Annotated in this window: 28 protein-coding genes; 17 read left to right on the top strand and 11 right to left on the bottom strand. The window is 69.2% G+C overall.

Annotated elements, in window-relative coordinates; translation table 11 throughout:
• The first annotated feature begins 80 nt into the window (after nucleotides 1–80).
• From FHT36_RS07265 to FHT36_RS07240, 6 genes are all read left to right on the top strand, one after another.
• Nucleotides 81–560: a DUF1579 domain-containing protein gene (locus FHT36_RS07265; protein ID WP_169121834.1), complete on the top strand. Its 480-nt coding sequence runs from the start codon at nucleotides 81–83 to the stop codon at nucleotides 558–560.
• Nucleotides 561–694: 134 nt separating this feature from the next.
• On the top strand, nucleotides 695–1,009 hold the full coding sequence (locus FHT36_RS07260) for an accessory factor UbiK family protein (RefSeq protein ID WP_169121833.1): 315 nt from the start codon (nucleotides 695–697) through the stop codon (nucleotides 1,007–1,009).
• Nucleotides 1,010–1,351: 342 nt separating this feature from the next.
• On the top strand, nucleotides 1,352–1,852 hold the full coding sequence (locus FHT36_RS07255) for a YbjN domain-containing protein (RefSeq protein ID WP_029556717.1): 501 nt from the start codon (nucleotides 1,352–1,354) through the stop codon (nucleotides 1,850–1,852).
• Nucleotides 1,853–2,014: 162 nt separating this feature from the next.
• Entirely contained in the window at nucleotides 2,015–2,851 is an 837-nt protein-coding gene (gene proC / locus FHT36_RS07250; RefSeq protein ID WP_169121832.1) for a pyrroline-5-carboxylate reductase, read from the top strand.
• 31 nt (nucleotides 2,852–2,882) lie between these two features.
• On the top strand, nucleotides 2,883–3,548 hold the full coding sequence (locus FHT36_RS07245; protein WP_210257609.1) for a TetR/AcrR family transcriptional regulator: 666 nt from the start codon (nucleotides 2,883–2,885) through the stop codon (nucleotides 3,546–3,548).
• 50 nt (nucleotides 3,549–3,598) lie between these two features.
• Nucleotides 3,599–4,102, top strand: a complete 504-nt coding sequence (locus FHT36_RS07240; RefSeq protein WP_169121831.1) for a YaiI/YqxD family protein — start codon at nucleotides 3,599–3,601, stop codon at nucleotides 4,100–4,102.
• 3 nt (nucleotides 4,103–4,105) lie between these two features.
• Here the strand turns inward: FHT36_RS07240 and cowN are convergent, their stop codons facing one another.
• Entirely contained in the window at nucleotides 4,106–4,435 is a 330-nt protein-coding gene (gene cowN, locus FHT36_RS07235) for a N(2)-fixation sustaining protein CowN (RefSeq protein ID WP_169121830.1), read from the bottom strand.
• A gap of 142 nt (nucleotides 4,436–4,577) precedes the next feature.
• Nucleotides 4,578–5,378, bottom strand: a complete 801-nt coding sequence (locus tag FHT36_RS07230) for a LytTR family DNA-binding domain-containing protein (RefSeq protein ID WP_169121829.1) — start codon at nucleotides 5,376–5,378, stop codon at nucleotides 4,578–4,580.
• A gap of 215 nt (nucleotides 5,379–5,593) precedes the next feature.
• Between FHT36_RS07230 and FHT36_RS07225 the strand changes: the two genes are divergently transcribed.
• From FHT36_RS07225 to der, 3 genes are read left to right on the top strand one after another with little or no spacing between them, the layout of a single operon-like run.
• Complete coding sequence (locus FHT36_RS07225) at nucleotides 5,594–6,283, top strand: tetratricopeptide repeat protein (RefSeq protein ID WP_169121828.1); 690 nt, start codon at nucleotides 5,594–5,596, stop codon at nucleotides 6,281–6,283.
• A gap of 50 nt (nucleotides 6,284–6,333) precedes the next feature.
• Nucleotides 6,334–6,594 (top strand): hypothetical protein, encoded by a 261-nt coding sequence (locus FHT36_RS07220; protein ID WP_169121827.1) that lies wholly within the window; start codon nucleotides 6,334–6,336, stop codon nucleotides 6,592–6,594.
• Between the two features lie 42 nt (nucleotides 6,595–6,636).
• Nucleotides 6,637–8,025 (top strand): ribosome biogenesis GTPase Der, encoded by a 1,389-nt coding sequence (gene der, locus FHT36_RS07215; protein WP_169121826.1) that lies wholly within the window; start codon nucleotides 6,637–6,639, stop codon nucleotides 8,023–8,025.
• Nucleotides 8,026–8,027: 2 nt separating this feature from the next.
• Here the strand turns inward: der and FHT36_RS07210 are convergent, their stop codons facing one another.
• Together FHT36_RS07210 and FHT36_RS07205 are read right to left on the bottom strand one after the other, a co-directional pair.
• Nucleotides 8,028–9,155 (bottom strand): CmpA/NrtA family ABC transporter substrate-binding protein, encoded by a 1,128-nt coding sequence (locus tag FHT36_RS07210; protein WP_169121825.1) that lies wholly within the window; start codon nucleotides 9,153–9,155, stop codon nucleotides 8,028–8,030.
• Nucleotides 9,152–9,742, bottom strand: a complete 591-nt coding sequence (locus FHT36_RS07205) for an ANTAR domain-containing response regulator (RefSeq protein WP_024277102.1) — start codon at nucleotides 9,740–9,742, stop codon at nucleotides 9,152–9,154. Before FHT36_RS07205 ends, FHT36_RS07210 begins: the two co-directional genes overlap by 4 nt.
• 255 nt (nucleotides 9,743–9,997) lie before the next feature.
• Here FHT36_RS07205 and FHT36_RS07200 point away from each other — a divergent pair, with 255 nt between their 5' ends.
• Entirely contained in the window at nucleotides 9,998–10,912 is a 915-nt protein-coding gene (locus tag FHT36_RS07200; RefSeq protein ID WP_169121824.1) for a hypothetical protein, read from the top strand.
• A gap of 55 nt (nucleotides 10,913–10,967) precedes the next feature.
• On the opposite strand, the gene rplS is transcribed toward FHT36_RS07200, so the two are convergent.
• The 3 genes from rplS to rimM form a co-directional block, all read right to left on the bottom strand.
• Nucleotides 10,968–11,390, bottom strand: coding sequence for a 50S ribosomal protein L19 (gene rplS / locus FHT36_RS07195; protein ID WP_169121823.1), 423 nt, complete (start codon nucleotides 11,388–11,390; stop codon nucleotides 10,968–10,970).
• A 104-nt stretch (nucleotides 11,391–11,494) separates the two neighbouring features.
• The gene (gene trmD, locus FHT36_RS07190) at nucleotides 11,495–12,208 is read right to left on the bottom strand and encodes a tRNA (guanosine(37)-N1)-methyltransferase TrmD (protein ID WP_169121822.1); all 714 of its coding nucleotides are present in this window, start codon (nucleotides 12,206–12,208) and stop codon (nucleotides 11,495–11,497) included.
• Between the two features lie 48 nt (nucleotides 12,209–12,256).
• The gene (gene rimM / locus FHT36_RS07185; RefSeq protein ID WP_169121821.1) at nucleotides 12,257–12,811 is read right to left on the bottom strand and encodes a ribosome maturation factor RimM; all 555 of its coding nucleotides are present in this window, start codon (nucleotides 12,809–12,811) and stop codon (nucleotides 12,257–12,259) included.
• 178 nt (nucleotides 12,812–12,989) lie between these two features.
• On the opposite strand from rimM, the gene FHT36_RS07180 reads away from it, so the two are divergent.
• Nucleotides 12,990–14,438 (top strand): FAD-binding oxidoreductase, encoded by a 1,449-nt coding sequence (locus FHT36_RS07180; RefSeq protein WP_169121820.1) that lies wholly within the window; start codon nucleotides 12,990–12,992, stop codon nucleotides 14,436–14,438.
• A gap of 123 nt (nucleotides 14,439–14,561) precedes the next feature.
• Here the strand turns inward: FHT36_RS07180 and FHT36_RS07175 are convergent, their stop codons facing one another.
• The 4 genes from FHT36_RS07175 to FHT36_RS07160 all read right to left on the bottom strand — a co-directional run bounded on the left by FHT36_RS07175 (nucleotide 14,562) and on the right by FHT36_RS07160 (nucleotide 19,672).
• Nucleotides 14,562–15,770 carry an MFS transporter gene (locus FHT36_RS07175; RefSeq protein WP_169121819.1) on the bottom strand — a complete coding sequence of 403 codons (1,209 nt, stop codon included), beginning with the start codon at nucleotides 15,768–15,770 and terminating at the stop codon, nucleotides 14,562–14,564.
• A gap of 281 nt (nucleotides 15,771–16,051) precedes the next feature.
• Entirely contained in the window at nucleotides 16,052–18,103 is a 2,052-nt protein-coding gene (locus FHT36_RS07170; RefSeq protein WP_169121818.1) for a SpoIIE family protein phosphatase, read from the bottom strand.
• On the bottom strand, nucleotides 18,103–18,936 hold the full coding sequence (locus FHT36_RS07165; protein WP_169121817.1) for a hypothetical protein: 834 nt from the start codon (nucleotides 18,934–18,936) through the stop codon (nucleotides 18,103–18,105). The genes FHT36_RS07170 and FHT36_RS07165 overlap by 1 nt, the downstream gene beginning before the upstream one ends.
• The gene (locus FHT36_RS07160; RefSeq protein WP_169121816.1) at nucleotides 18,926–19,672 is read right to left on the bottom strand and encodes a hypothetical protein; all 747 of its coding nucleotides are present in this window, start codon (nucleotides 19,670–19,672) and stop codon (nucleotides 18,926–18,928) included. The genes FHT36_RS07165 and FHT36_RS07160 overlap by 11 nt, the downstream gene beginning before the upstream one ends.
• A 209-nt stretch (nucleotides 19,673–19,881) precedes the next feature.
• Between FHT36_RS07160 and FHT36_RS07155 the strand changes: the two genes are divergently transcribed.
• The 6 genes from FHT36_RS07155 (at nucleotide 19,882) to FHT36_RS07130 (ending at nucleotide 25,201) form a co-directional block, all read left to right on the top strand.
• Nucleotides 19,882–20,550, top strand: a complete 669-nt coding sequence (locus FHT36_RS07155; protein ID WP_169121815.1) for a hypothetical protein — start codon at nucleotides 19,882–19,884, stop codon at nucleotides 20,548–20,550.
• Nucleotides 20,547–22,532 (top strand): MFS transporter, encoded by a 1,986-nt coding sequence (locus tag FHT36_RS07150; protein ID WP_169121814.1) that lies wholly within the window; start codon nucleotides 20,547–20,549, stop codon nucleotides 22,530–22,532. Before FHT36_RS07155 ends, FHT36_RS07150 begins: the two co-directional genes overlap by 4 nt.
• Nucleotides 22,532–23,605, top strand: coding sequence for an ABC transporter substrate-binding protein (locus FHT36_RS07145; protein ID WP_169121813.1), 1,074 nt, complete (start codon nucleotides 22,532–22,534; stop codon nucleotides 23,603–23,605). The genes FHT36_RS07150 and FHT36_RS07145 overlap by 1 nt, the downstream gene beginning before the upstream one ends.
• Nucleotides 23,605–24,279 (top strand): hypothetical protein, encoded by a 675-nt coding sequence (locus FHT36_RS07140; protein ID WP_169121812.1) that lies wholly within the window; start codon nucleotides 23,605–23,607, stop codon nucleotides 24,277–24,279. The genes FHT36_RS07145 and FHT36_RS07140 overlap by 1 nt, the downstream gene beginning before the upstream one ends.
• Nucleotides 24,280–24,395: 116 nt before the next feature.
• Nucleotides 24,396–24,746, top strand: coding sequence for an STAS domain-containing protein (locus FHT36_RS07135; protein WP_169121811.1), 351 nt, complete (start codon nucleotides 24,396–24,398; stop codon nucleotides 24,744–24,746).
• Between the two features lie 11 nt (nucleotides 24,747–24,757).
• Nucleotides 24,758–25,201: an ATP-binding protein gene (locus FHT36_RS07130; protein WP_169121810.1), complete on the top strand. Its 444-nt coding sequence runs from the start codon at nucleotides 24,758–24,760 to the stop codon at nucleotides 25,199–25,201.
• The last annotated feature ends 87 nt before the right edge of the window (nucleotides 25,202–25,288 follow it).

The raw sequence follows: 25,288 nt of genomic DNA, 5'->3' as shown, positions 1-25,288 counted from the left end.
ACCGGCGCCGGCGCCTTCGGTCGCGCCATATTTTCCCTTGGGTCAGGTGGTATCTCGGGACGAAACCGGAGGAGCACGCCATGGAAGCGCAGACGGAGCGGGAGCAGTCTCCGGAAGAATGCTGGCTGAGGCGGCTCGTGGGCGAATGGAACGTGGAGGCGCCGGCGCCGGACGGCGAGGGCACCATCAAGGGGCGCGAAACGGCGCGCCTTTTCGGCAGCTGGGTGCTGCTGGAAGGCTCCTCTCAGATGCCAGACGGCAGCGTCCATGCGAGCCTCATGACGCTCGGCTTCGATCCGGCGCGCGGCAGGGTGGTCGGCAGCTGGGTCGGCTCCATGATGAGCCATCTGTGGGTCTATGAAGGCGGGCTCGATGCGGCCGGGACGACGCTGACCCTCGACACAAGCGGTCCCGCCATGGACGGCAGCGGCGCCAGCGCCGACTATCAGGACGTCATCACCTTCGAGGGTGAGGACACACGCACCCTCACCTCGCGCCAGCGCCAGCCGGATGGCGCGTGGCGTGACCTGTTCTGCGTCCGCTACAGCCGCGAGGGCTGACAGTCGGTGACGCGGCTGTGCGATGTTGCGCTGCACCCTTGCGTCGCGCCCGCTCTGTCGCCATGTTCGCCGAACCGGCCTGCGCCGGACAGATTTTGCCGCGAATGACGCGGGCTTGGCCTCAGGAGGCTCCCATGACCCAGACCACCGGTCGCCTTTTCGACGAGATGGCGCGTCTCGTGAACGATGCCGCTGGCGTGGCCCAGGGTGTTCGCCGCGAGGCCGAGACGGTCATGCGGTCGCAGATGGAACGCTTCCTGCGTGACATGGACCTCGTGAAGCGCGAGGAGTTCGAGGCTGTGAAGGACATGGTCGCCGAGGCCCGCATGGAAAATGAGCGCCTCTCCGCGCGCATCGCCGTGCTGGAGGCGAACCTGCGCATCCACACCCATCCTACCGCCTCCGGCCCGACCGGCCCGGAGACCGAAGTGCCCAGCGGAGCCGCCTGACACCTTCCGCAGCGGAATATTCGGCGACTTCCCGCCCCTGCGACAAAAGGGCACTGAACGGGTGGCGCACACACAATCTGTCGTAGCGGGGAAAACTTTACCCGCGATATACTGATTTTCGTGGCGATTCGGAGCCGGTTCGTCGTAGCGCTCGAATACGACGGGGCGCAGCCTCGCCAGGATGCTCTCTTGAAGGACACGCTCTTTCGGGACATGTCCTGACGGCGAGCCTCCGAACGGCACGCCGCATGCGCATGCCCTGGCTCCTGTCTGCCCGTGGCCTGTCACACGGAGTGCCGCTTTCGACCCTCTCCGCGTTCCTCACACCGCGAGGTCGAGGCCATGTCTCTCATCGACATCGAAGCCGATGCGCCGGCGAACCCCGTTGATCTCGTGGAGCAGCTCGCTGCTCTGCGCGACTGGTCGTTCGAGCGCTCCGACGAGGACGAGATCACCCTCTCGCTCGCCAGCCGCTGGACGGACTGCCATGTCTCGTTCCAGTGGATGGATGAGCTCGAGGCGCTCCACGTGGCCTGCGCCTTCGACTTCAAGGTGCCGGAGGGGCGTCGCCCCGAGGTGCTGAAGCTCCTCGCTCTCGTCAACGAGCAGATGTGGCTGGGCCATTTCGACATGTGGTCGCAGGAAGGCGTCATCATGTTCCGCCATGCGCTCGTGCTGGCGGGCGGCGCCACCGCCTCGGACCGGCAGTGCGAGGCCATCCTCGATGCCGCCCTCGATGCGGTCGAGCGCTACTATCCCGCCTTCCAGTTCGTGGTCTGGGCCGGCAAGACCGCCCGTGAGGCCATGGACACGGCCATGTTCGAGACTGTCGGCGAGGCCTGAGCCTCGCCACCGGGGCCGGCGGCAGCCGGCCCTCTGGTTCCCGCTGTTGGTGCAATCCCCGCCGCCGATGTGGCGCGGGGCGTGAGCCTCCTCTATGTGATGTCCTCTGCGGGGCCCGCGGACGCGGGCGTGCCCGTAGAAGGTCCGGTTCAAGAGGCGGTCATGAGCGAGAGCGTGCTGAAATCCCTGTCTGGTCCGGTGGTGCTGCTCGGCTGCGGCAAGATGGGCTCGGCCATGCTGGAAGGCTGGCTCAAGCTGGGCCTCCCGGCGGACAAGGCCGTGGTGCTCGATCCCAACCTGACGGCCGAATCAGCGTCGGCGCTCGCGGCCAAAGGTGTCTTGGTCAATCCCGCGCACGCGGCCATCGCCGCGCCGTCCGTCCTGCTCCTCGCGGTGAAGCCGCAGGTGGCGCCCGAGGCGCTGCCGGCGGTCGCCGCGCTCGTGAAGCCGGGTACCCTTGTCGTCTCGGTGATGGCCGGGCGCACCATGGCGTTCATGGGCAACATCTTCGGCGCGGATGCCGCGATCGTGCGCTCCATTCCCAACACCCCGGCCGCCATCGGGCGTGGTGTGAGCGTCGCGGTGCCCTCGCCCGGCGTGACGCAGGTGCAGAAGGATCTCACCGCCGCGCTGCTCGGTGCCATCGGCATCGTCGAATGGGTCGATGACGAGGCGCTGATGGACGCCGCGACCGCGGTCTCCGGCTCCGGTCCCGCTTATGCCTTCCTCCTCGCCGAAGTGATGGCGCAGGCGGGCGCGGCCGCTGGCCTTCCGGCGGACCTCTCCGCCCGCATCGCCCGCGCGACCGTGGCCGGTGCAGGGGCACTGATGGACCAGTCCGACCTTTCCGCCGCGACGCTTCGCCAGAACGTGACCTCCCCGGGCGGCACCACGGCGGCGGCGCTGGCCGTTCTCATGGATGAAGGCCGCGGCTTTCCGCCCTTGATGGTGGAGGCCGTCGCCGCCGCCACCCGGCGCGGCAAGGAACTCGCCGGCTGAGGGGCATCGTCTCTTATCGAGGAGTAGGGCCATGACTGCGGAGACCGCGCGCGAGGCCTGCCTGCGCAGCTTTCTCGATCTTTTGGCCGAGAAGCCGTTTCGCGCCATCTCGCTGTCCGAGGTGGCCGCGCATTGCGGCGTGCCGCTGGCGCAGATGCGTGCGTCGTTCGCATCGAGCGATGATCTCCTCGCCGCCTTCTTCCGAACGACCGATCGGCAGGTGCTTGCCGAGGGCGGCCCCGAAAGCGACGATCTGGCGGGGGAGGGGCCGCGCGAGCGGTTGTTCGAAGTGCTCATGCGCCGCCTCGATGCGCTGGAGCCCCACAGGGAGGCCATACGCGGCCTCACCCGCTCCGCCCGTCGCGATCCGGCCCTCGCGCTGACGCTGCTGCGCCTTTCCGAAGGCTCCCAGCGCTGGATGCTGGCCGCGGCCGGCATCGATTGCGCAGGCCTGTCCGGCAGCGTCAGGGCCAAGGGGCTGGCTGTTCTGTTCGCCCGCGTGCTCGACACCTGGCTCAAGGACGAGGATCCGGGCTTGGCGCCCACCATGGCCGCGCTGGACCGCGAGCTGGAGCAGGGCGGCAAGCTGCTCGGGATGCTGGACAACCTCGCCTACATCGCCATTCCCTGGCGCAAGCGCCGCGCCTCGTCCCAGTCCACCGATGCTCCGGCGGAGGAGCCGGCGCCCGCCGCCTGAGGGGGGTGCCCCACCTTGCTCCCGCGCCGCCGGCCTGCCATGGGTCAGGCATGAGCGCCCCCCGCGAAGAGCCCATTGCCCTCTACATCGACGCCGACGCCTGCCCTGTGAAGGAGGAGGCATACAAGGTCGCCTTCCGCCACCACATCCGTGTGCTGGTGGTGGCCAATGCGCCGCTCATGGTGCCCCGCCATCCGCTGGTGGAGCGGGTCATCGTGCCTGCCGGACCGGACGCGGCTGATGACTTCATCGCTGCCCGCGTTTCGCGCGGGGATGTGGTGGTGACAGCCGACGTGCCGCTCGCCTCCCGCTGTGTCGCTGCCGGGGCGGCGGTGATTGCGCCGGATGGTCGACCCTTTACCGCCAATTCCATCGGCATGCAGCTCGCCACCCGGAACCTGATGGAAGATCTGCGCTCGGCCGGCGCCATCACCGGAGGTCCGAAGCCGTTCTCGCCGCGCGCGCGGTCCGAATTCCTCTCCGCCCTCGATCTCGCCATCGTGCGGCTGAAGCGGGCCGGCTTCCGCCCCGCGCCGCCGCCCGAGGCCGGGTGACGATCAGAAGCACTCTTCCTCCAGCCTTTTCAGGTCGGTCAGCGCGACCTCGTCCTCGTGCTCCTCGAATAGCTCGACCATGTAATAGACGTGGGAATGGAGCAGCAGCAGCTTGTCGCAGATCGTGGCGCCGCCCGCCTCCGCGGCTGCCAGCCGGGCCTTGAAGCGGTCCCAGAAGGCGTTGCCGTGGGCCGGGTCGTCGATGTAGCGGAACAGGTGCGTGAGCACCACCTTCATGTTCCCCTCGAAATCGATGCCCTGGAAGGTCAGGTAGCGGTCCGGCGCTTCGAGCGCGAAGGGCAAAGCGGGAAAGCCGGCGGCAGCTTCGGTCATCCATCGTCCTCCATCGGGCGCCGAAGCGCGTCGGGGAGACCATGGGCGGCGAAGGGAGCCGGCTTCAAAGCAGAAGGCGCGATCCACGAGCGTCCTGCACCAACGGCATCAGGGCTGCACGAACGGCAGTCGGCTCCGCGCCTCAGACACCCAACCGCCGCCGGATGTCCGCTACCTTGCCCCGGCTGACCGGGACCCGTGTCTCGCCGGCATCCGCCATGACGAGATGCCAGCCGCCGTCCTCACGAGCGGCGGCGCGGACATGGCGCATATTGACGAGATAGCGCCGATGCACGCGCACGAACTGGCCCGGATCGAGCCGGCGCTCCAGATCGGCGAGCGGCCTCGGGCAGAAGGCGGAGAAGGTGGCGGTGCGTGCCTCCGCATAGTGCCCCTGCGCCACCAGGAAGGCGACTTCGGTCACGTCGATGAGGCTGATGAGGTCGCCCTTGCCGCGCACCAGCGGGAGTTTCATGAGGGGGCACAGAGCCGCCGTGGCCTCCGCGCCCGCCACCGCCAGACCGTCCACCTCCAGATCGGCCCCGGGGGTGCGGCCCATCATGGGCGCCTCGACCAAGGCATGGATCATCATCAGGAAGCCGTCGGGCGGGGCGTCCGGTGCTGCCTCGAGCCGGCTGACCTTGGCGACCAGCGTGCCCATGGCGGTGGTCACCACCAAAGAGGAGGTGCCGTCCTGCGAGGTGCGGGCCCGCTCGACGAGAAAGGCCACCTTGTCCCGCGCCTCTCCGGGATGCAGCGAGAGGATATCCACACCCGCGAGCCGCTGCCCCGGCGGCGCGAGCAGCCGCATCGCCACCGGATTGACCGAACGGATGTGCAGATCCGCGTCGAGCAGCACGACGCCGACCGGCGTGCGCTGGAGACGGTATTCAAATGACTGTGCGGTGGCGAGAGACGGGCTCGCGCGGGGTGTGACGGCCATAGCTCCCCATCGGGCTCCCGATCCAGTGCCCCATCGGGCGGGGGTATCCTACGCCGGGTGGCCCCCATGCCAAGGCCGAGCCGCCCCAAAAACGCCCGTTTGCCACGATGAGGCCGCATGGATACTTTACGCGCCCTCGTCCCGGTGCGGCGTCGCCGGCAAGGTCCTGCTTCGGCAGGCCATCCCCAAGTCCTGGATCCCGAAGCTCTCAGCTCATGACCGACATTTTCCACGAGATCGAGGAAGACCTCCGGCGCGATCGCCTGCGCAAGCTCTGGGACCGTTTCGGCGGCGTCATCATCGCCGCCTGCGTGCTGGTGATTCTCGCCGCGGCGGGCTGGAGCGGCTACCAGTACTGGCGCCATGAGCAGGCGGTGAAGGCCAGCGAGGCCTATCAGAGCGCCGTCGCCCTCTTCGATGCCGGCAAGATGCAGGAGGCCGAGACCGCCTTCGCCGCCATCGCCAAGAGCGGGCCGGCCGGCTACCGCACCCTCGCTCTGTTCCGCGCCGCTGCCGCCGCCACCGCCCGCGACAAGGCGGCCGGCATCGCCGCCTTCGATGCCATTGCCGCCGACAATTCCGTGCCGCCGCTCGCCCGTGACCTCGCTTTGGTGCGTGCCGCCCTGCTGGTGGTCGATACGGCCGGCCTGCCGGAAGTGAAGCAGCGCATCGGCGGCATTGCCAACGGCACCGGCCCGCTGCGCCACTCGGCGCGCGAGACGCTGGCGCTGGCCGAGCTGAAGGCCGGCGACCTTGCCGCCGCCAACAAGACCGCCACCGACATCACCACCGACAGCGACACCCCGCCCGGTGTCCGTTCTCGGGCCGAGCTCATCCGGCGGCTCACTGCCTCGGCCACCGCCCCCGCGGGTGAAGCGGCCGCGGGCACCGCGCCGACCCAGTGAACCCCGTGAGGAGCCGCATGACCGCGCCGCGCATGAGGAGGACAAGCTTGATGATGGCACGCCCTGTCACCCGCAGCCTGCGCCTCGCGCTCGCGCTCGGCCTTGCCTTGACGGCGGCCGGCTGCGAGACGCTGGAGAACCTCAACCCGTTCGACCAGAAGAAGCCGCCGGTGCCAGGCACCCGCACCCCGGTGTTCCCGAACGGCGTGCCGGGGGTCGACTATTCGTCCGGCCTCGGTCAGCCGAGCAACGCCAACGCTCCCATCGACAATCTGCCGGCGACTCCCCCGAAGGGGAAGCCGCAGCAATAATCCCTCAGACCTGAAGCCGACCGCCGGCCGCGAGCCCATTTCATGACCTTTTCCCTGGCTATCGTCGGGCGCCCGAACGTCGGCAAGTCGACGCTGTTCAACCGCCTCGTGGGCAAGAAGCTCGCGCTGGTGGACGATCGCCCCGGCGTCACCCGTGACCGCCGCGAGGGCGAGGGGCGGCTGGGCGACCTCACCTTCCGCATCGTCGACACCGCCGGTCTCGAGGAGGCGACACCCGCGAGCCTGGAAGGGCGCATGCGCGCCCAGACCGAGGCGGCCATCGGCGATTGCGATGCCATCCTGTTCATGATCGACGCCCGCATCGGGCTGACCCCGACCGACCGCGCCTTCGCTGATCTGGTGCGCAAGGCGGGCAAGCCGGTCATCCTTGTCGCCAACAAGAGCGAGGGGCGGGCCGGCGAGGCCGGGACACTGGAAGCCTTCGGCCTCGGCCTCGGCGATCCCATCCCGCTCTCCGCCGAGCATGGCGAGGGCCTCTCCGACCTTTACGACGCCCTCTGCGACGCTCTGCCCGAGCAGACGCGGCTGGAGGAGGAGGATGAAGAGGAAGAGGGCGACGCGGACGAGGTGCCCGTCGAGGGGGAGGCCGAGCCCGAGAAGCCCCGCCGGCCCATCAAGGTGGCGGTGCTCGGCCGGCCCAATGCCGGCAAGTCCACCCTCATCAACAAGCTGCTCGGCGAGGATCGCCTTTTGACCGGCCCCGAAGCCGGCATCACCCGCGATTCCATCTCGGTGAACGTGACCTATGCCGGCATTCCGCTAGAATTGTTCGACACCGCGGGTCTCAGGAAGCGCTCGCGCATCGACGACAAGCTGGAGAAGCTCTCGGCCGCCGACGCGCTGCGCGCCATGAAGTTCGCCGAGGTGGTGGTGATCCTCATCGACGCGACCCGCCCGTTCGAGGAGCAGGACCTGCGCATCGCCGATCTGGTGGCGCGCGAGGGACGGGCCCTCGTCATCGGCTACAACAAGGCGGACCTCGTGCCCCGTGGCGGCCTCGCCACCCGCCTGCGCGAGGAGATCGACCATCTGCTGCCGCAGGTGAAGGGCGTACCGATCGTCCCCCTCTCCGGCCTCATGGGGCATGGCCTCGACAAGCTGGTGGCAGCCATCGCGAGCGCCCACAAGGTGTGGAACAAGCGTGTCGCCACCAATCCGCTCAACCGCTTCCTGCAGCAGGTGACCGAAAACCATCCGCCGCCGGCGGTGTCCGGGCGGCGGATCAAGTTGCGCTACATGACCCAGCCCAAGGCGCGTCCGCCGTCCTTCGTGCTGTTCTGCTCGCGCACCGATGCGGTGCCGGAGAGCTACATCCGCTATCTGGTGAACGGCATCCGCGAGACGTTCGATCTGCCCGGCGTGCCGATCCGGCTGACGCTGCGCGAGAAGGACAACCCTTACGCCGATTGAGGTCAGCCCTTCAGAAAGGCGGCCTGATCGAAGATCTCGCCGAACTGGGTGCCGACGCAATCCGGCTCCGGGTGCTTCACCGGAACCGGTCCGACCGCCGCATCGAAGATGTCCGGGCGGTAGACGCCCATGGCCTCGCGCGCGGCGTCGGCGGCGAATTCGCCCTGACCGGCGGCGACGATCTGGGCATACATCCAGAGCGCATGGTCCGGTGACGGCCGGTTGGCGCCGTCGCGGTTGAGCACCAGATAGTCCGGATGCGACCTGAGCACGCCGCCCGGAGCGGTGTGAAGCCTCCCATCCAGGGTGCGGCGGAGGATATCGGCCGGCAGATTGAGGTGGCGTGGCTCGCCCAACAACTTGGCGAGATCCTCATGGTTGGCCGGGTCCTCACACCAGCGGGCGGCGGCGTAGAGGGCGCGCACGAGGCGGTGCAGAACCTCCGGCTCGGCATTGGCGAAGCGGGCATGGACGCCCAGCACCTTCTCCGGCACCCAGCCAAACAGCTCAGCCCCCAGCACCGCGATGCGCCCGACGTCCGCATCAACTGCCACCGAATTCCAGGGCGAGCCCACCGAGAATCCGTGGATGAGCCCGCCGCGCAGGCTTTCCGCCATGAAGGGCGGGGGCACCACCACGAGCCGCACGTCGCGGTCCGGGTCCACCCCGCCGGCCTTCAGGAAATGGCGGATGAGGTAGGTGTGTGTTGAGAAGGAATAGACCGCGGCGAACACCAGCGGGTCACGCCCCTCTGCCTTTCTCTGCCGCACCACCTTGCCCAGGGCCAGCGCCGCTCCGGGGGCTGTGGCGAGGTCTTCGCCCACCTCTCCCATAGCCGCATAGACGTGCTTGTCGATGGTGATGGCGCTGCCATTCAGGTTGAGCGCGAAGGGCACCACCAGCGGCACCCGCACATGGCCGAGGCCGAGCGAGGAGGCGATGGCGAGCGGCCCCAGCATGTGGGCGCCATCCAGGAGGCCGATATTCACCTTGTCACGGATGTTGGCCCAGGAGACCTCCTTGTGCAGGTCGATCTCGATGCCCTCGGCCATGGCGAAGCCGCGTTCGGCGGCGGCGATCAGTACGGCGGCGTCGGTCAGGGGGATGAAGCCGATGGCGAGGCGTCTCATCGCAGAAGCTCCGCGGCGGTGATGATGGACTGGGCGATGTCGACGATGCGCTTCTTCTCGTTCATGGCGGTGCGGCGCAGGAGGTGGTAGGCGGCCTCCTCGTCGATGCCCTTCATCTTCATGAGCAGCATCTTGGCCCGGTCGATGGCCTTGCGCTCCTCCAGCTGGGTCTTCGCCTCCTCAAGTTCCGCCTTGAGGCGGGCGAAGGCGCGGAAGCGGGAGATGGTGGTTTCGAGGATCGGCTTCACCCGCTCCTTGCGCAGCCCATCCACCACATAGGAGGCGACGCCCGCCTCGATGGCGTCCTCGATGGTCTTGCTGTCGGTCTGGTCCACGAACATGGCCACCGGCCGCTTCACCTCGCGGCTCACTTGGAACATCTGCTCGATGGTGTCGCGGGAGGGATCTTCGAGGTCGATCAGGATCACGTCCGGATCGATGGCGTAGATGCGCTCCAGGAGATTGTTGCGGCCGGTGATGCGCAGCACCGTCTCGAAGCCCGCCTCCTTGAGGCCCTCCTCCAGGATGGCGGCGCGCACGTCGCTCTCGTCGACGATCACGATCCTGAGGGTAAGGTCGTTCGCCATGGGGGTCCGGGGTGGGGCTGTCCGCTGGGGCTGGCGGACTCGGATGATACCTCACCTTCCGGAGCCGGTGCGGTCAAGCCTTCCCGTGCGCCACGCCGAGGCCGCCTCGTGACGGGTGCCATGGACCTTGCCCCCAAGTCCTTCTAGAACGCGCGCGGTGGAGCGCGGCGGCAGGCCGGCCTGCGGCGATCCGCTCCAGTTCGTTCCCGTCCCGGCCGCTGTTGCGGCGCCCCGCCGGGCACCTTGAAGGCGTCCATGCGCGACCTTGCCGATTACACGCCCGCCGAATGGCTCGCGCTGACCCCGCTCGCCCAGCGGCTGCGGCGCGCCCGCAACGTGCTGGTGGATCGCATCTACGCCCGCCGGCAGGCCCCGGAGCAGGGGGAGGTGGTGGCGCGCATCGCCGCCGAGCGGGCGCCGGTGGTCGCCTTCACCGTCGCCTTCAACCTGCCGGACGCTGTGGATCTTCTCGCCGATGCCATGGCGCGCTTCCTGCCGGGGACGCCGCTGGTGGTGTGCGACAATTCCACCGACCCAGCCGCCCGTACGGCCATCGCTGCGCTATGCGCGCGGCGCGGGCTGACCTACTGCCCCTTGCCGCCGACGCCCTATCGCGGGGCGCGCAACGGGTCCCGCTCCCATGGCGTGGCGCTGAACTGGATCTATGCGAACCTCATCCGGCCCGCCGCCCCGCGCGCCTTCGCTCTGCTCGACCACGACCTGATCCCGCTGGAGCCGACCGACCTTGCGGCGCGGCTCGCGGGCCAGCCCTGCTACGGCATGGTGCGCGAGGGGGAGGGCAATGACGCCTGGTATCTGTGGCCGGGCTATTGCGTCATCGATTTCGCTGCGGTGAAGGCCCTACCGCTCGATTTCGGCACCGATACGCCGCTCACCCTCGACACCGGCGGGCAGAACTGGGGCGTGCTCTACCGCCACCTCGACCTCGCCTCGCTCCGGATGTCGAGCCGTCGGCGGGTGCATCTCGCCGACTCGGCAACCGGTGAGATGGAGCCTTTCCTGCTGGCGGACGGCTGGCTCCACGTGGGCGGCGCCGGCCATCGCGGCGGCGGAGCGGGGGCGCTTGAGCGGGTGCGGCAGGCCTATGAGGCCGATCCCGACGGGCTGATCGCGCGCCTCAGGGCGAGTCCGGAGCGGCTCAACGCATAAAAAAGCGCCGCCGGCTGGGCCGACGGCGCGTTTACTCAGAAGAAGGGGCCGCGCCTCACTCGGCGGCGGCGGGAGCCTTGGCGCCCTTGGCCTTCTTGCCGCCCTTGGCATCGGTCGTGCGGTCCTGCCGCTCGGCGATACGGGCAGACTTGCCGCGGCGGTCGCGCAGGTAATAGAGCTTGGCGCGACGCACCTTGCCGCGACGGACCACCTTGATGGAATCGATCAGCGGCGAATAGACCGGGAACACGCGCTCCACGCCTTCGCCATAGGAAATCTTGCGGACGGTGAAGCTCTCGTTCAGGCCACCGCCGGAACGGGCGATCACCACGCCCTCGTAGGCCTGCACGCGGGTGCGCTCGCCTTCGACCACCTTCACGTTCACAGTCACGGTATCGCCGGGCTGGAACTCGGGAATGGCCCGCTTCTCGGCGAGCTTCGTCGCCTGTTCGGCTTCGAGCGTCTGGATAATGTTCATTGTCGCCAACCTCTTGGTGCCGCTTCGGAGCATGTCGCCCCGGCGCCACGTCGTGTCGTTTTAAGTTAAGGGACGCGGCTCCATACAGGAGAAAAGGAGCGCTGTCATTCCCTTTCCTTCATGGATCCGTCACCCGCCGGGGGAAGAAGGTCGGGCCGGCGCGCGCGCGTGACGGCTTCCGCCTCGGCCTGCCGCCAGCGGGCGATGCGGGCATGATCGCCCGAGGTGAGCACCTCGGGGATGCCCTTGCCCTCGAACAGCTGGGGCCGCGTGTATTGCGGATATTCGAGCAGGCCGTGGGAGAAGCTCTCGTCCGTGCCGCTCTCGACCTTGCCCATGACACCGGGAATGAGCCGCACGCAGGCGTCGAGAAGCAAAAGCGCCGCCGCCTCGCCGCCGGAGAGCACCACGTCGCCCACGCAGACCTCCTCGAGGCCGCGGGCCGCGACGATGCGCTCGTCCACCCCCTCGAACCGCCCGCAGAGGATGACCGCGCCCGGACCCGCCGCAAGCTCACGCACGCGGGCCTGCGTCAGCGGCCGGCCGCGCGGGGTCATCAGCAGGCGGGGGCGGGCATCGTCCGCCCCGGAAACCGCGTCGATGGCGCGGGCGAGCACATCGGCCCGCATCACCATGCCCGGGCCGCCGCCGGCGGGGGTGTCGTCCACCGAGCGATGGCGATCGAGGGCGTGGTCGCGAATCTGCACCGCCTCCAGTCCCCACAGCCCGTTCGCCAGCGCGCGGCCGGCGAGCGCATGGCCGAGCGGGCCGGGGAACATCTCCGGATAAAGGGTGAGGACACTGGCGCGGAAAGTCATGGGGAGAAATGGGCGCGGGGCGGGGGCGGTGTCAAATCCGCGTGCGCCTCAGCCCTCCTTGTCCTCGCCGGCCTCGGGCTCGGGGTCGCGGCGCTCGACGAAGGCTTCGGCGACGACCAGCCGGCCCGCCTTCACATCCACCACCGGAACGGCGGCGCGGGTGAAGGGCACCATGAGCGTCTTGGCCCGGATGCCCGGGAGGGCAGGGGCATATTCAAGGATGTCGCCGGCGCCGAAATCGTGCAGGGCGGTGACGGTGCCGATGCGCAAGCCGGCTTCGTCCTCCACGGCGAGGCCGATCAGGTCCGCATGATAGAAGGTGTCCTCGTCCTCCGGCGCGGGCAGGGCCTCGCGAGGGACATAGAGGTCCACGTTGGTCAGCGCCTCGGCGGCGGTGCGGTCGGCGACGTTGGCGAGGCGGGCGACGAAATGGTCCTTGGCCGCGCGCAGCGCCGTGATGCGATAGCGGGTGCGGCCGGTGGCATCGGTGAGCGGGTCATAATCGAGGATCGCGGCCGGATCCTCGGTGAAGACGAACAGCCGCACCTCGCCCCTCACGCCATGGGGGGCGCCGATGCGGGCGACGAGGACGCGGTCGGTCATCTGATCTCCGGTGCTGTGCGCCTTCAACGGGTTGGCGGCGGCGGCAGCGGCTCTAGCCCTTATGGGAGCGCTTGCCAAGCGGAAGGCCGCGCGTCTTACGCCACGCGTCGCTTTCGCGCTCCCCCGACGTCCATCGGATGCTTGCCCGCCGGCGGCGGCTGAGGCACCTTGCGCCCCCATGTCGAGCCATGCCCCCCAACCCATCCTTCTCGATGCGGTCCGCCTCTCCGGCCTCCTGGACCGCATCGCCGCCCGCATCGGCGCAGCCCATGTGCGCACCGACGCCCATGACCTCGCCCCCCATCTGGTGGAGGGGCGGGGCCTCTACCAGGGAACGACCCCGGCGCTGGTCGAGCCTGCCAATACGGAGGAAGTCGCCTTCGTGGTCGCCGCCTGCGCCGAGGCCGGCGTGCCGGTGGTGCCACAGGGCGGCAATACCGGCCTCGTGGGCGGGCAGGTGCCGTTCGGCGCGCTGCTGCTCTCGCTGCGCCGGCTGAACCGCGTCCGCGACCTCGATCCGGTGGATCTCACCGTCATCGCCGAGGCCGGCTGCACGCTGCATCAGGTGCAGCAGGCGGCGGAAGGGGCGGGCTGCCTGTTCCCGCTGTCCATCGGCTCGGAAGGCTCCTGCCAGATCGGCGGAAACCTCTCCACCAATGCCGGCGGCACGGCCGTGCTGCGCTATGGCAACATGCGCGAACTGTGCTTCGGCCTTGAGGTGGTGCTGCCGGACGGGCGCATCTGGAACGGGCTTTCGCGCCTGCGCAAGGACAATACCGGCTACGCTCTGAAGGATCTCTTCATCGGAGCCGAGGGCACGCTCGGCATCATCACGGCCGCCGTACTGCGCCTTTTCCCCGCGCCCCGCGCCCGGGCGACGTCGATGCTCGGCATCCCTGATCCCGAGACCGCGCTTTCCCTGTTCCGCCGCCTGCGCAATGCCGCCGGCGACAGCCTCACCGGTTTCGAGATCATGCCGGACTTCGGCATGGAGATCGTGCTCAAGCACATGCCCGGCTCGGTGCGCCCGCTTGCGGAGCGGCACCCCTGGTACGTGCTCGCCGAACTCACCTCCACCCGCCCCAACGACGACCTCTCCCAGCTCGCGCTCGACACGTTCGAGGCGGCGTTCGAGGCGGGCGAGATCGAGGATGCGGTGGTGGGCTCCTCGGAAGCCCAGTGCGACGCGCTGTGGAAGCTGCGCGAGGATCTTTCCGACGCGCAGAAGTTCGAGGGCGGCTCCATCAAGCACGATATCTCCGTGCCGGTGTCCAAGGTGCCCTTTTTCATCGCCGAGGCGACCCGCCTGTGCGAGGCGCACATGCCGGGCCTGAGGGTCTGCGCCTTCGGCCACATGGGCGACGGCAACATTCACTACAATCTCAGCCAGCCCGAGGGCATGGACAAGGCCGCCTACCTTGCCACCTGGGAGGAGTTCAATCGCATCGTCCACGATCTCGTGGCCTCGCTCGGCGGCTCCATCTCGGCGGAGCATGGCATCGGCATCCTCAAGCGCGAGGAACTGCCCATGTACAAGGACAAGGTGGCGCTGGAACTGATGGCGGCCATCAAGCGCGCCGTGGACCCGCGCGGCCTCGCCAATCCTGGCAAGGTGCTGCTGGATTGAGCAGGCAGGCGCGGCTCATGGGCCGCGCCTGTTTTCCGGCCGTCTGCGGCTCAGGCGCCGCGTGGTTTCTTGGCGTTGCCTTCTCTCAGGCGCCGCGCGGGCTTATCGGGGAGGGCAGAGCCCCTAGTCCGGCCGGCGGCGCACCGCGAAGGCAGTGCCGACCGCAACGGCGAGGGCGGCTGCAGCGCCTGCTATCACCATGCGCGGATGGTGGTGGTCCAGCATCAGGCCGAACAGCAGCGGGCCCACCAGCGAGCCGATGTCGAAGCCCGAATAGACGATGCCGAACACCTTCCCCGTGGCCCCGGCGGGCGCAGCGCCGCGCACCAGCACGTCGCGCGAAGGGGTGGTGAGCCCCATGAAGAAGCCAACCAGCGCGATCAGCCCCACCGTCACCTCAGGGGCCGCCTGAAGCCAGGCGGCGAGGAAGCCGAAGACCGCCGCGGCAGCAAGGCCACCCATGGCGATCTGGTGGTGCTGGGCCGAGCGATCCGCCACATGCCCGCCGATGGCGACGCCCGCGGTATTGCCCACCTGGAACAGCGCCACGGCCAGCGTCGCCAGCGCCACCGCTGCGCCGAAGCCTTCCTGCAGCGCGACGATGGAGAAGCTCTGCAGGCCGGAGAGGGCCACGGAAGTGAGGGTGAAATAGAGGAAGGCCATCAGCACCACAGGCATGGCCAGCACCTGCAGGAACGACAGCGGTGCGCCTCCTGCCGCCGCATGGACGGCGCGTCCCGCTGGCGCGCGCAGCGGCCCGCGGAAGACGGCGAGCAGGAGCCCGACCAGCAGCACCAGCAGCCCCATGGCGATGAGCGCCGTGCGCCAGCCGAAATGGGCGCCGATCGCGGCGGATACGATGGGCGACAGGCCGAAGCCGACGCTGCCGGCGATCACATGGGCGGCGAAGGCGCGCCCGAGCCGGGGCGCCGCCACCTTGTGGCTGAGGATGGAGAGGTCGGCCGGGTGGTACACGGAGTTGCCGAGACCGGCGAGCGCGGCGAGGGGCAGCAGCAGCAGATAGGTGGGCGCAAAGCCCATGGCCGCCGTCGCGGCACCCTGGGTGAGGATGCCGGCGAGCAGCAGCCGGTCGGCGCCGAAACGGTCCACCAGCACGCCGGCCGCCACCTGCCCGCCGCCCGAGAACAGATAGAAGACAGAGAGCACCAGCCCCAGCTCGATGAAGGAGACCTGGAGGTCGGCCCGCATCATGATGAAGAGCGGGGCGAGCGCGAGCTGAAGGAAATGGCTGCAGAAATGAGCGCTGCAGACGGCGCCGATGGAGGAAACCTCGGCCGCGGGCCAGCGGGCCGCGCGCGCTTCGATGGACATAACAAGCCTCTCCGTCCCCGGCGGGGCGCCGGGATCAGACCGGCACGGCTGCGCCGCCCCGGATGCTGCGTTTCCCCCTCTCTGGTCGGCTGGAAGCCGTTGCGCCGGCGCTTTCACGCGTCAGCGGTCGACCTCCGGTGAGGGTTGGCTCCCTCGATGCTTCAGGCACGTGTTTCCAAGACCCTGCCGGGCACGCTTACCGCCTCGGCGCGCCGCACGCACGCATATTCTGCCGTGCACTCGCACTGGCGCAGCATCAGGCGTCAAACACGCGGACAAGGTCAGCGGGTGCGGCGCGGGCCGTGGCCGCCGAAGTAACGCAGGGTCAGGCAGGTGATGTCGTCGGCCTGCGGCGCGCCGCGCTCGAAGACGTGCACCGCCGCCAGCACCCGTTCGTTCAGCTCGGCCACCGACCAGTCGGCAGCGCCGCTGCGCAGCAGGTCTTCGACCCGCTCTTCGCCATAGGGCTGCTCGTCGATGTCGAAGGCCTCGGTCACGCCGTCCGTATAGAGGAAGAGCGTGTCGCCGGGGGCTAGGTGCAACTCGTGCTGCTGGTAGACGAAGCCTTCAAGCACCGCCACCGCCATGCCGCCGGTGGAGGGCACGGTGGTGACCTCGCCGGAACGGGCGATGCGATAGGGCAGGTTGTGCCCGGCATTCACGTAGGTGACCTTGCCCGAGGAGAGGTCCACCACGCCATAGAGCACGGTGACGAACAGCATCTGCTCGTTTTCCACCGCGAGCAGGTCATTCAGGCGGCGGATGCAGCCCGCCGGCGAGCGTTCGAACAGCGCGGTGGAGCGCAGCAGGGTGCGCGAAATAGCCATGAACAGGGCGGCCGGCACGCCCTTGCCCGAGACGTCCGCCACCACGAAGCCGAGCGTGGTGTCGTCGATCATGAAGTAGTCGTAGAAGTCGCCGCCCACCTCGCGGGCCGGCGTCATCTGACCGTGCACGGCGACGCGTGCATCCGGTGGGAATTCCTTGGGCAGGATGGCGAGCTGCACCTGCCGGGCGATCTCCAGCTCCTGCTGGAGGCCGGCGAGCTTGGTCTTGGTGATGAGGGCCTCGCGCAGCTCCACCACCATGGAGGAGAGGCGGGTGTGCTGCTCGACGATGCGCCGGGAGAGATCGTGGAGCACGCGGGCGACGCGCTTCAGCTCGTCGTCATTCTCGTTCTCCTCGCCCTTGGCGAGCAGGGCCAGAACCTCTTCGCGATCGGTGGGGTCGATGGCATCGGCGAGCGCTTGCAGCTCGCCAGAGATCACCACCTCCTGCCGCCGCCGCACGCGCTCGCGCTGGCGCCGGCTCTCGGCCAGGGCCTGCACGTTGCCGCGCAGCGCCACCACCGCCTCGGCGATGCGGCCGATCTCGTCATTGCCGGCATGGCCCACCGTGACCGAGGTGTCGCCGCGCGACAGGGCCTGCAGCACGTCGATGGCCGATTCCAGGGGGCGGAAGCTGTACCAGAGGAAGACATTGAGTCCGACGACGCCGAGCAGCACGAGCCCGATGGCGCCGGCCACGGCCGACTGGCGAATGAAGGCGGTCGCCTGCACCGTCTGCGTGGTGTCCTCCAGGCTCACGAGCGCGCCCACGGCACTGCCGCTCACGTCCGCGACCGGAATGGAGGTGACGTTGTAGTTGCGCCCGTCGAGCATCAGCTGCTCGGCGGTCGGCCGGCGGGGCGTGATGGAGACCTTGGCCCGTTCCCACAGGCGGAAATCGGTGCTGGCGACCACCCGCCCGCGCAGGGTGATGAGGGTGGTGGCAGCGCTGATGCCGCGGGCGAATCGCTCCATGCCGAGGGCGGCGTCGCGCCCGAGCACCAGCACGGCCCGGCCCCGGCCGGGCAGTTCCACGGTGCGGGTGGTGATGACGATCACCTGCGAGCCGCTGATCTGCCGCAGCCCGGAGAGCACCTCACCCTTGAGCGCTCTGTCGAGGCTGCCGGCGTCGAGGATGTAGCGGGCATTGGTGGTGCCGTCGCTGAACACCACCTCGCGGTCGGCCGCCACCACCTCGAAATAGGTAGCGGGGTCGTCGATATCGATGCCGACCTCCCGGATCGCCGCGGCGATGCCCGGACGGTCCGAGAAGCTCAGCGCGATGCGGAAGGGCGATGAGGTGTCGATGCGCTCGAGGATGCGGGCGAGGTTGGCGGTCTGGAAGGCGACGATCTCGCGCCAGAGGACGGTCTGCCCCTCGATGGCCAGCTCGCCCTCGCGGGCCTGGGCGACGCGGTCGCGCAGCACCGTGGCCCCCCAGATGCCCAGCATGAGCACGGTGAAGCCGGTGGCGACGATGAGAGTGATGCGGGTCCGCAACAGCATCACGACCCCCGCACCTTGTCGGCGCGGCCGGGCGGCGCCATGACCTCGCGCCGGACCCGTTCCACGTCCGGCCTGAGCCCGCCGTCGAAATCCACCGCCAGAAGCTCCTCCGCATAGGCCTCGAACACGGATCGACGCTCGGCGACCCTGCGGTTGCCGTGCTCAAGTTCCCGGAAGGCGCGGCCCACGGCCCCCCGTGCGCTATGGCGTCGGCGGTGCTGCATCATCACGTCGCGGTCGCCATAGTGGCCATTCACCGCCTCGGCGAGGCCGTTGGCGAGGCGGGCGCGGGCGCGCTCGAGCGCATTGCCCACCAGCAGGCCCGCGGCCAGCGCGGCCAGCGCCGCGCAGACCGTCACCACCACCGCTGCCTTCAGGCCGATATCGGCGAAGGAGGTGGCGAGGGCGGCGGGATTGGTGGTGACTTCTACCGCCGCCACCGTATTGCCGTCCACCACCACGGGTGCGCTCACCGAATCGGTGCCGGAATGCTCGCCGATGGCGCTGCGAATTTCGCGTCCGTCCGATCCGCGCAGCACGATCTGGGTCAGGCCCGGGGTGCGGGTCAGCGTCTCGGAGAGGTGCTGTTCCACGCCGGGAAGGAGCTTCAGGGGAATGCCGAAGCGCGCCGCCTTCTCGAACTGCTGGGCAAGAGTGCGGGCGACCGAGGTGCCGATCACCAGCGCGTCGCGGCGCGCACTCTCCTCGACCCGGGCGCGATAGCCGTTGAGGAGCACCGCCGCGGCGATGCCACCGAGGACGAGGGTAAGGATGAGGGCGAACAGCCCCGTAACGAGGCGCGCGCGGCCGCTCTCGGCGATCTCAGGCGGCATCGTCGAGCGCTCCAAGCTGGCCGAGGCCGCGGTCTACCCTGGCCTCGGCATCGCGCCAGCTCTTCACGGTGGCCTCGGCAAGCGGCGTGAGGCCACCATCGTCGCCGGTGGATCCGCCTTCGCCGCGCAGCACCTTTGCCACCCGGTCGAACGGCCGCGTCAGCATGTGGACGAACGCCAGGGCGGCAATGATGGCGGCGACCGACGCGGCAAGCGAAAGCAGCCCTGTGCGGATCAGAAGGTCGAGGCCGAGCCGGTCGGAGCGGGCGCTGCGCGCCTCGTCCGACACCGTGACCGAAATGCCGCCGGCGACGCCGAGGTCGTTCTCGAAGCGGGTGCCGAACACCGTGTCGCCGCGCTCGGCGGCTGCCCACTGGTTGTCGTCGGCGAGGCGCTTCACCCAGTCCGGGCTCACCTCCTCGCCGATCACGCTGCGGTCTGTGGAATAGATGGCGCGACCGGCGGAATTGAAGATGTCGATGGCCAGGATGGAAGGGTCGCCCGCCTTCTCGCGCTCGATGCGCGGCTGAAGCAGGGAAATCTGGTCGAGGACGAGGCCGATGGAGAGATTCGCCTCGGTAGAGGCGCGCAGCGTGCCGAGCAAATTGGCGACGCGCGCACGCTCGATCTCCTCGCCCACCCGGTCGCTGGCCGAGAACGCGATCACCGCCACCGCCACCACCGCGGCGGTCACGGATACGACGGCGACCAGGATGAGCCGGCTTACGAAAGTCATGCAGGGAACTTCGGTGGGATGGACGGCCGGACGTTAACCGCGCACTCGCAGCCAAACCAGACAAAAAACTGCCCTGCGACCAAAAAAACCTGCATTGTCAGCTTGCTTTTCGTGGCATGAAGGTCGGGCGGGGCGGGGTCGGACCATAGGGCAAGGGGCCACGGGTTCGGCGCGAAAGTCGAGACGCCAAGGGTCGAGCGCGAAGGGTCATGAGGCGGACCACACTGGGGCTCATCATCGTGTTCGCGTTGATCGCGGCCGCGTGCGTCGCCTTCGGCGCCTATTTTTCCTACGTGACACTTATAAACGCGCACCGCGGGGTCATTGAGGCCCGTTGCGGCATCGCTGCTCAGCGGGTGGTGGACGTGGCGGAAAAGGCCGCTTCCCTCGGCATCGCCCTTCCCGCGCAGCAGGCCCTGACCGCGGTGCTGGAGCGGGAGACCCGCGTGGAGGATGCGATCCGCTCCATGGATCTGACCGACGAGCACGGCATCGTCCTCTACTCCAGCGAGCCCGGCCGCGTCGGCCTCGATACGACGCGGGACAACGAGCGCGGCCTGACCCGCCCTGTACGCAACGATATCGGCCAGAGCCTCGGCCGCGTCGTGGTGCGCTATGACACCAAAATCCTCACCGATGGCGCCTCGGCGCTGGCGTCCGACCTCAGGCGGATTTCGCTCCCGACCCTCCTGTGGGCCGGTGCGGCAACCCTGGTCATCGGCCTGCTTCTCGCCGCTTTGCTGCAGCGGGCGGTCCGGCGTGCCGCGGAACCGCATCTGTGGCCGCCCGCCGCCCGCGCCGCGCTCGCTTCGGTTGAAGAGGCGCACCGCACGACCCAGCCGCCGGCCGCCGGCGCAACCGGTGGGGGCGCCGCATGATCGGCCTGCGCGGCGGCATCTCCATCGCCATCGTCATCATCCTGTGTTCGGCTCTGGCCGTGATCGGCTGGGGCGCGGAACAGGCGGCCCAGCGCACCATCGCACCGGAAATCGTCGCCAAGGCGAATTCGGTGGGCCGCGCCGCCGCCGACCTCGTCCAGCGCGCGGCAGTGGTTGGTGTGCCGTTCGACCGGCTGGTTGGCGTGAACCGCTATTTCGACGACTTGCGGGCGGCCAATATCGAATTCACCCAGATCAGCCTGAACGCTGCGGGCGGCAAGGAACTGGCGCGGTCCGGCGAGGCCTCGTCCGGCGGCGACGCGCCACGGGTCTTCGTGCCGGTGGAGGATGCCGACGGCCATCGCCTGGGCGACGTGATGATCGTGGTCGATCCCAGCGTCGTGTCCCAGCAGGTTGGCGCGGTTCTGGTCGACGTCGCCTTCATCGGCATCGTCGCGCTGCTGGTGGCGCTGGAACTGGTGGCTCTCGTCGTCGGCACCCGCGGCCTCGAATCGCTGGTGGCGGTGGAGCGGCGGCTGAAGGCGCTGAAGCGCGGCGTGCTGTCCCGTCAGGAGGGCGGCGCGGGCGCTGCCGGCGACCTCATCCTGCCCATCGATCGGCATGTGGAAACGCTCGCCGAACGCCATCTCGCCCTGCGCGCCGAGGCGGAGCGCAGGGGGGACGGCGAGGCCATCGCCCGGCTTGACGAGATCGAGGTCCGCACGGGCCTTGGCCGGGTCCAGGCGGCCGAGAGCGAGGCCGCCATCGCGGTGCGTCCGGCCCTGTTCCTGTTCATGCTGGCGGAGGAACTCACCCGCCCGTTCCTGCCGCGTGCCGCGCAGGCCCTCGGCGTGCCCGCGGGCTTTGGTCCGGACATGTCGGCCAGCCTGCCCATCGTCGCCTTCATGGCCGTCGTGGCGCTGTGCCAGGTGCCGTTCGCCTCCTTGTCCGAGCGGCTCGGCCGGCGCCCCGGCTTCCTCGCCGGCGCGGCGCTGGCGGCGGCCGGCTATGTGGTGTCGGCGATCAGTCCGCATTATGACGTCTTCCTCGCCGGGCGCGTCGCCACGGCGGTGGGCTATGCGCTGGTGTTCGTCTCCGCCCAGGGCCACGTGGTGGACCTGTCCTCCGGCGCCGCCCGCAGCGCGGCTCTGGCTGTGTTCGTGCGCGCCATCATGGTGGCGAGCCTGTGCGGGCCGCCTATCGGCGGCGTCATCGCCGACAGGCTCGGACCGGGCGTCGCCTTCGGGACCTCGGCCGGTCTTGCCTTGGTGGCACTTCTGGTGGCGCGACTGACGCTGCCGGCCGCGGAGCGGCATCGCAGCGTGGCCAATGTGGGGCTCGCCGATCTCAAGGCTGCGGCGCGCGCGCCAGGTCTGATGTCCCTGCTCCTCGGCTGCGCCTTCCCCGCCAAATTCCTCTTCGCGGCCCTCTGCTTCCTGCTGGTGCCGCTGGAGCTGCAGCGCGAGGGCTTCTCCTCCGCGGCCATTGGCCGCTTCCAGATGATTTATCCGGTCCTCATGGTGATCGGGGTGCCCTTCTTCGCCGCCCTGGCCGACCGCTTCAGCGCCCGCGCCGGTTTCGTGGTGGCGGGCGGACTGGTGTCTGGCATCGGCGCCATGGCGGTGCTGCTCCATCCCTCCGTGGCGCTGATCGTGGTGGCGCTGGTGGCGCTGGGCTGGGGACAGGCCATGTCCATCGCCTCCCAGTCGGCGCTGGTCGCGGATACCGCCACCAGCATGGGGGCGGGCCGGGCGGCCGGTGTGCTGGGCCTGTTCCGGCTGGTGGAGCGGTCCGGCAACGCCGCCGGTCCCGCTAGCGCCGGCTTCCTGCTTTCGACCTTGGGCTTTGCGTCGGCTACCGGTTTTCTCGGTGCTGTGGCGGTAGCCGGAGCTGTGTTATTTGCGCTATCCGGACGCAGAATCTTCGTCCATCATTCGCGCCGCCCATCCTCTGCGGCCGCCTCGGAAGGGAGTTCCGCCTGATGGATCGCCGTTCCCTCCTCGCACTCGGCCTCGGCGCGGGTGCTGCGGGGCTGGTGGGCTCTGTCCCCGGCGCCTTCGCCCAGACCAACGGCACGAACGGCCAGCCGCGACCAGCCGGCGCGCCTGCGCCTGCGCCAGCCGCCCGTGGCGACGCGTTCCGCGTCCTGATGCTCACCTTCCGCGGTGATACCGACGTGGAGCGCGGCTTCCGCGACTACTTCGCGGCCAACGACATCAAGGTCGAGTTTATGACCCGCGACGTGGAGCGGGACGCGAGCAAGGTGAAGCCGATCCTCGCGGAAGTGCTGCCGACCTTCCGGCCGAACCTCATCTATACCTACGGCACGCCCCTTACTCTCGGTGTCGCCGGCCCCTATGACGCGCCGCCCACCGCCGGCTTCGTGCGCGACATCCCGGTGGTTTTCGCCCTGGTGGCCGCGCCGGTGCAGGTGAAGATCGCGCCTTCGCTCGCCTCTTCGGGGCGCAACGTGACGGGCGCGGTGCACGTGGTGCCGACCGACGTGCAGTTGCGCGCCATGCAGAGCTACAAGGCCTTCAAGAAGGTCGGCGTGATCTACTCGCCGAACGAGAGCAACTCGGTTGCCATCATCGACGAGATGAAGGCCTTCGCCGGTACGATCGGTGCCGAGGTCCTGGCCCAGCCCCTGACCATGGTCGGCAACAAGCCGACCGGTGACGGGGTCGAGGATTTCGTGCGGAACCTGAAGGCGCAGGGCGCCGAGTGGCTCTACCTGCCGGCCGACACCTTCCTTGCCACCATCTTCGACCGGGTGGGCCCGGCGGCGCTGGCGGCGGGCCTGCCCACCTTCGGCGCGACGGAATTCTTCCTGCGCGAGGGGCTGGGGCTTGTCGGGCTCGTCAGCCGGTATTATTCGGTGGGCCAGCTCGCCGCTTCCAAGGCGGCCGAAATCCTGGTGCAGCACGTGCCGCCGCAGGACATCCCGATCGAGACGCTGAAGCGCTTCGCCCTCATCATCAACATGAACGTGGCCAAGCAGCTCGGCGTCTATCCCCCCATCGCCATGCTCAATTATGCGGAAGTAATCACGTGATGAACGCCCTGCGCGAGGCCGCGCCGACCTCTACGCTGACGCAGCGCATGCTCGGGCCGGGCGATCTCGACGCGATCGACACCCTTCATCATCTGGCCATCGGGCCGCTGGTTCGCCCGGAAGTGGTGAAGCCGGAAAACCGTTCCTACTTCGAAAGCATCCTCAGCGGCCGCGGCCTGGTGATCGGGCTCTATGACGGCCCGCTGCTCGCCGCTTACGGCATCCTGCAGCACGACCATGCGCCCAAGGACGGGCCGCACAAGATGCTCGGGATCGATCCCGCCTTGTCGGTTGGCCGGTTGGCCGGCGCCTCGGTGCACCCGGCCTATCGCGGGCGGGGACTGCAGCGCGTCCTGATCGCCGCCCGCGTCGATGCGGCGCCGGCCGACATGGTGCTGTTCTCCACGGCCGCGCCGGTGAACACGCCGAGCTGGGCAAGCCTGCTCTCCGAGGGCTTCCCCATCTACGACATCCAGCTCTTCTTCGGCGGCTATGCGCGCTATGTGATGGTGCGCGACTTCACCACCTTCGATCCGCAGGAGACCCTTCTCGTCGATCCCCTGGACACGGCGCGCCAGAAGGAACTCTTCGCCGAGGGCTGGCACGGCTACGCCCGCTGCCGCACCGATTCCGGGGCTGCCGGCGTGCTCTACGCCCGCCCCCGTAAGGCCTGATACTTCAGCCGGCGGCCCCGTCCGGGCCTCTGCTCCGCGTCACGAAACTATCGTATGATTCGCTGAATCTGTGCCCGCGCGGTGCGGGCATCCCGATCCAGAGAGATACTGGCCCCATGAAGATCGAGAGGACCCCCCTCGGCCCCGACATCATCCTCGTCCGCCTCGAGGGCCGGCTGGATATTGCCGGCGCGGCAGCGGTGGAGCCGGAGTTCAAGTCGTCCTGCGAGGCCGCGCGCGTGCTCGTGGTGGACCTGTCGAACACGCCGTTCATGGCCTCCATCGGCATCCGCCTGCTGCTCGCCGGCGCCAAGGGGCTGCATCGCAAGGGGGGAACCATGGGGCTGTTCGCCTGCGACCCCCAGGTGGAGAAGGTGCTGCGCGCGACTGGTGTCGACCAGCTCGTCGGCATCCACGCCACGCGGGACGAGGCGCTCGCGGCGGCGGGCGTCTCTCCGGCAACCTGACGGCGGATCCCATGGCGACGCCCGAGGCCGGAACCCTCGTATCGACCATCGATGTGGGCGCGCGCATCGACGACATCACCGACGCCACCGGCTGGCTCGGCACGCTGGCCGATGAGCAGGGCTGGCCTGATGCCACCCGCTTCGCGCTGGAGCTGAGCCTCGAGGAGGCCCTGACCAACGTCGTCTCCTACGGCTTCGCCGGGACCGACCGGCAGCCTCGGATTCGAATCGAGTGTTGGCGCCTGCCGGAAGGCCGGGTGGCGGTGCGCCTCATCGACAATGGGGTGCCGTTCGATCCCACCAGCATCGCCGAGCCGGTGGTGCCGGATAGCATCGAGGACGCCAAGATCGGCGGCCACGGCGTGCAGCTGATGCGCCATTTCCTCGAGACCCTCGACTACAACCGCGAGGGCGAGGAAAACCGGCTGACACTGGTGGCCAAGCCGGCCGGGTGAGACTGCTCACAAGAGTGTCGCACTCCGCGGTCTATGGTGGCCGGTCGGGGGATCGTGCCGCGGCATCCGCGGAAACTTGAGCGCGTC

Origin of the sequence: Xanthobacter sp. SG618 (assembly GCF_012932745.1) — a bacterium.
Lineage (GTDB): Bacteria > Pseudomonadota > Alphaproteobacteria > Rhizobiales > Xanthobacteraceae > Xanthobacter > Xanthobacter flavus.
Note: the sequence above shows the minus strand (reverse complement) of the source record. Positions and strands in the feature narration are given on the sequence as shown.

Bases quoted from the DNA above. Each gene is read 5' to 3' on its own strand.
- FHT36_RS07200 (WP_169121824.1), top strand. From the start codon at position 9,998: ATGCGCGACCTTGCCGATTACACGCCCGCCGAATGGCTCGCGCTGACC.
- FHT36_RS07255 (WP_029556717.1), top strand. From the start codon at position 1,352: ATGTCTCTCATCGACATCGAAGCCGATGCGCCGGCGAACCCCGTTGAT.
- der (WP_169121826.1), top strand. From the start codon at position 6,637: ATGACCTTTTCCCTGGCTATCGTCGGGCGCCCGAACGTCGGCAAGTCG.
- FHT36_RS07260 (WP_169121833.1), top strand. From the start codon at position 695: ATGACCCAGACCACCGGTCGCCTTTTCGACGAGATGGCGCGTCTCGTG.
- FHT36_RS07180 (WP_169121820.1), top strand. From the start codon at position 12,990: ATGTCGAGCCATGCCCCCCAACCCATCCTTCTCGATGCGGTCCGCCTC.
- FHT36_RS07175 (WP_169121819.1), bottom strand. From the start codon at position 15,770: ATGTCCATCGAAGCGCGCGCGGCCCGCTGGCCCGCGGCCGAGGTTTCC.
- trmD (WP_169121822.1), bottom strand. From the start codon at position 12,208: ATGACTTTCCGCGCCAGTGTCCTCACCCTTTATCCGGAGATGTTCCCC.
- rimM (WP_169121821.1), bottom strand. From the start codon at position 12,811: ATGACCGACCGCGTCCTCGTCGCCCGCATCGGCGCCCCCCATGGCGTG.
- rplS (WP_169121823.1), bottom strand. From the start codon at position 11,390: ATGAACATTATCCAGACGCTCGAAGCCGAACAGGCGACGAAGCTCGCC.
- FHT36_RS07240 (WP_169121831.1), top strand. From the start codon at position 3,599: ATGAGCGCCCCCCGCGAAGAGCCCATTGCCCTCTACATCGACGCCGAC.
- FHT36_RS07130 (WP_169121810.1), top strand. From the start codon at position 24,758: ATGGCGACGCCCGAGGCCGGAACCCTCGTATCGACCATCGATGTGGGC.
- FHT36_RS07135 (WP_169121811.1), top strand. From the start codon at position 24,396: ATGAAGATCGAGAGGACCCCCCTCGGCCCCGACATCATCCTCGTCCGC.
- FHT36_RS07210 (WP_169121825.1), bottom strand. From the start codon at position 9,155: ATGAGACGCCTCGCCATCGGCTTCATCCCCCTGACCGACGCCGCCGTA.
- FHT36_RS07220 (WP_169121827.1), top strand. From the start codon at position 6,334: ATGATGGCACGCCCTGTCACCCGCAGCCTGCGCCTCGCGCTCGCGCTC.
- cowN (WP_169121830.1), bottom strand. From the start codon at position 4,435: ATGACCGAAGCTGCCGCCGGCTTTCCCGCTTTGCCCTTCGCGCTCGAA.
- FHT36_RS07225 (WP_169121828.1), top strand. From the start codon at position 5,594: ATGACCGACATTTTCCACGAGATCGAGGAAGACCTCCGGCGCGATCGC.
- FHT36_RS07150 (WP_169121814.1), top strand. From the start codon at position 20,547: ATGATCGGCCTGCGCGGCGGCATCTCCATCGCCATCGTCATCATCCTG.
- FHT36_RS07230 (WP_169121829.1), bottom strand. From the start codon at position 5,378: ATGGCCGTCACACCCCGCGCGAGCCCGTCTCTCGCCACCGCACAGTCA.
- FHT36_RS07265 (WP_169121834.1), top strand. From the start codon at position 81: ATGGAAGCGCAGACGGAGCGGGAGCAGTCTCCGGAAGAATGCTGGCTG.
- FHT36_RS07155 (WP_169121815.1), top strand. From the start codon at position 19,882: ATGAGGCGGACCACACTGGGGCTCATCATCGTGTTCGCGTTGATCGCG.
- FHT36_RS07140 (WP_169121812.1), top strand. From the start codon at position 23,605: ATGAACGCCCTGCGCGAGGCCGCGCCGACCTCTACGCTGACGCAGCGC.
- FHT36_RS07205 (WP_024277102.1), bottom strand. From the start codon at position 9,742: ATGGCGAACGACCTTACCCTCAGGATCGTGATCGTCGACGAGAGCGAC.
- FHT36_RS07245 (WP_210257609.1), top strand. From the start codon at position 2,883: ATGACTGCGGAGACCGCGCGCGAGGCCTGCCTGCGCAGCTTTCTCGAT.
- FHT36_RS07145 (WP_169121813.1), top strand. From the start codon at position 22,532: ATGGATCGCCGTTCCCTCCTCGCACTCGGCCTCGGCGCGGGTGCTGCG.
- FHT36_RS07165 (WP_169121817.1), bottom strand. From the start codon at position 18,936: ATGCCGCCTGAGATCGCCGAGAGCGGCCGCGCGCGCCTCGTTACGGGG.
- proC (WP_169121832.1), top strand. From the start codon at position 2,015: ATGAGCGAGAGCGTGCTGAAATCCCTGTCTGGTCCGGTGGTGCTGCTC.
- FHT36_RS07170 (WP_169121818.1), bottom strand. From the start codon at position 18,103: ATGCTGTTGCGGACCCGCATCACTCTCATCGTCGCCACCGGCTTCACC.
- FHT36_RS07160 (WP_169121816.1), bottom strand. From the start codon at position 19,672: ATGACTTTCGTAAGCCGGCTCATCCTGGTCGCCGTCGTATCCGTGACC.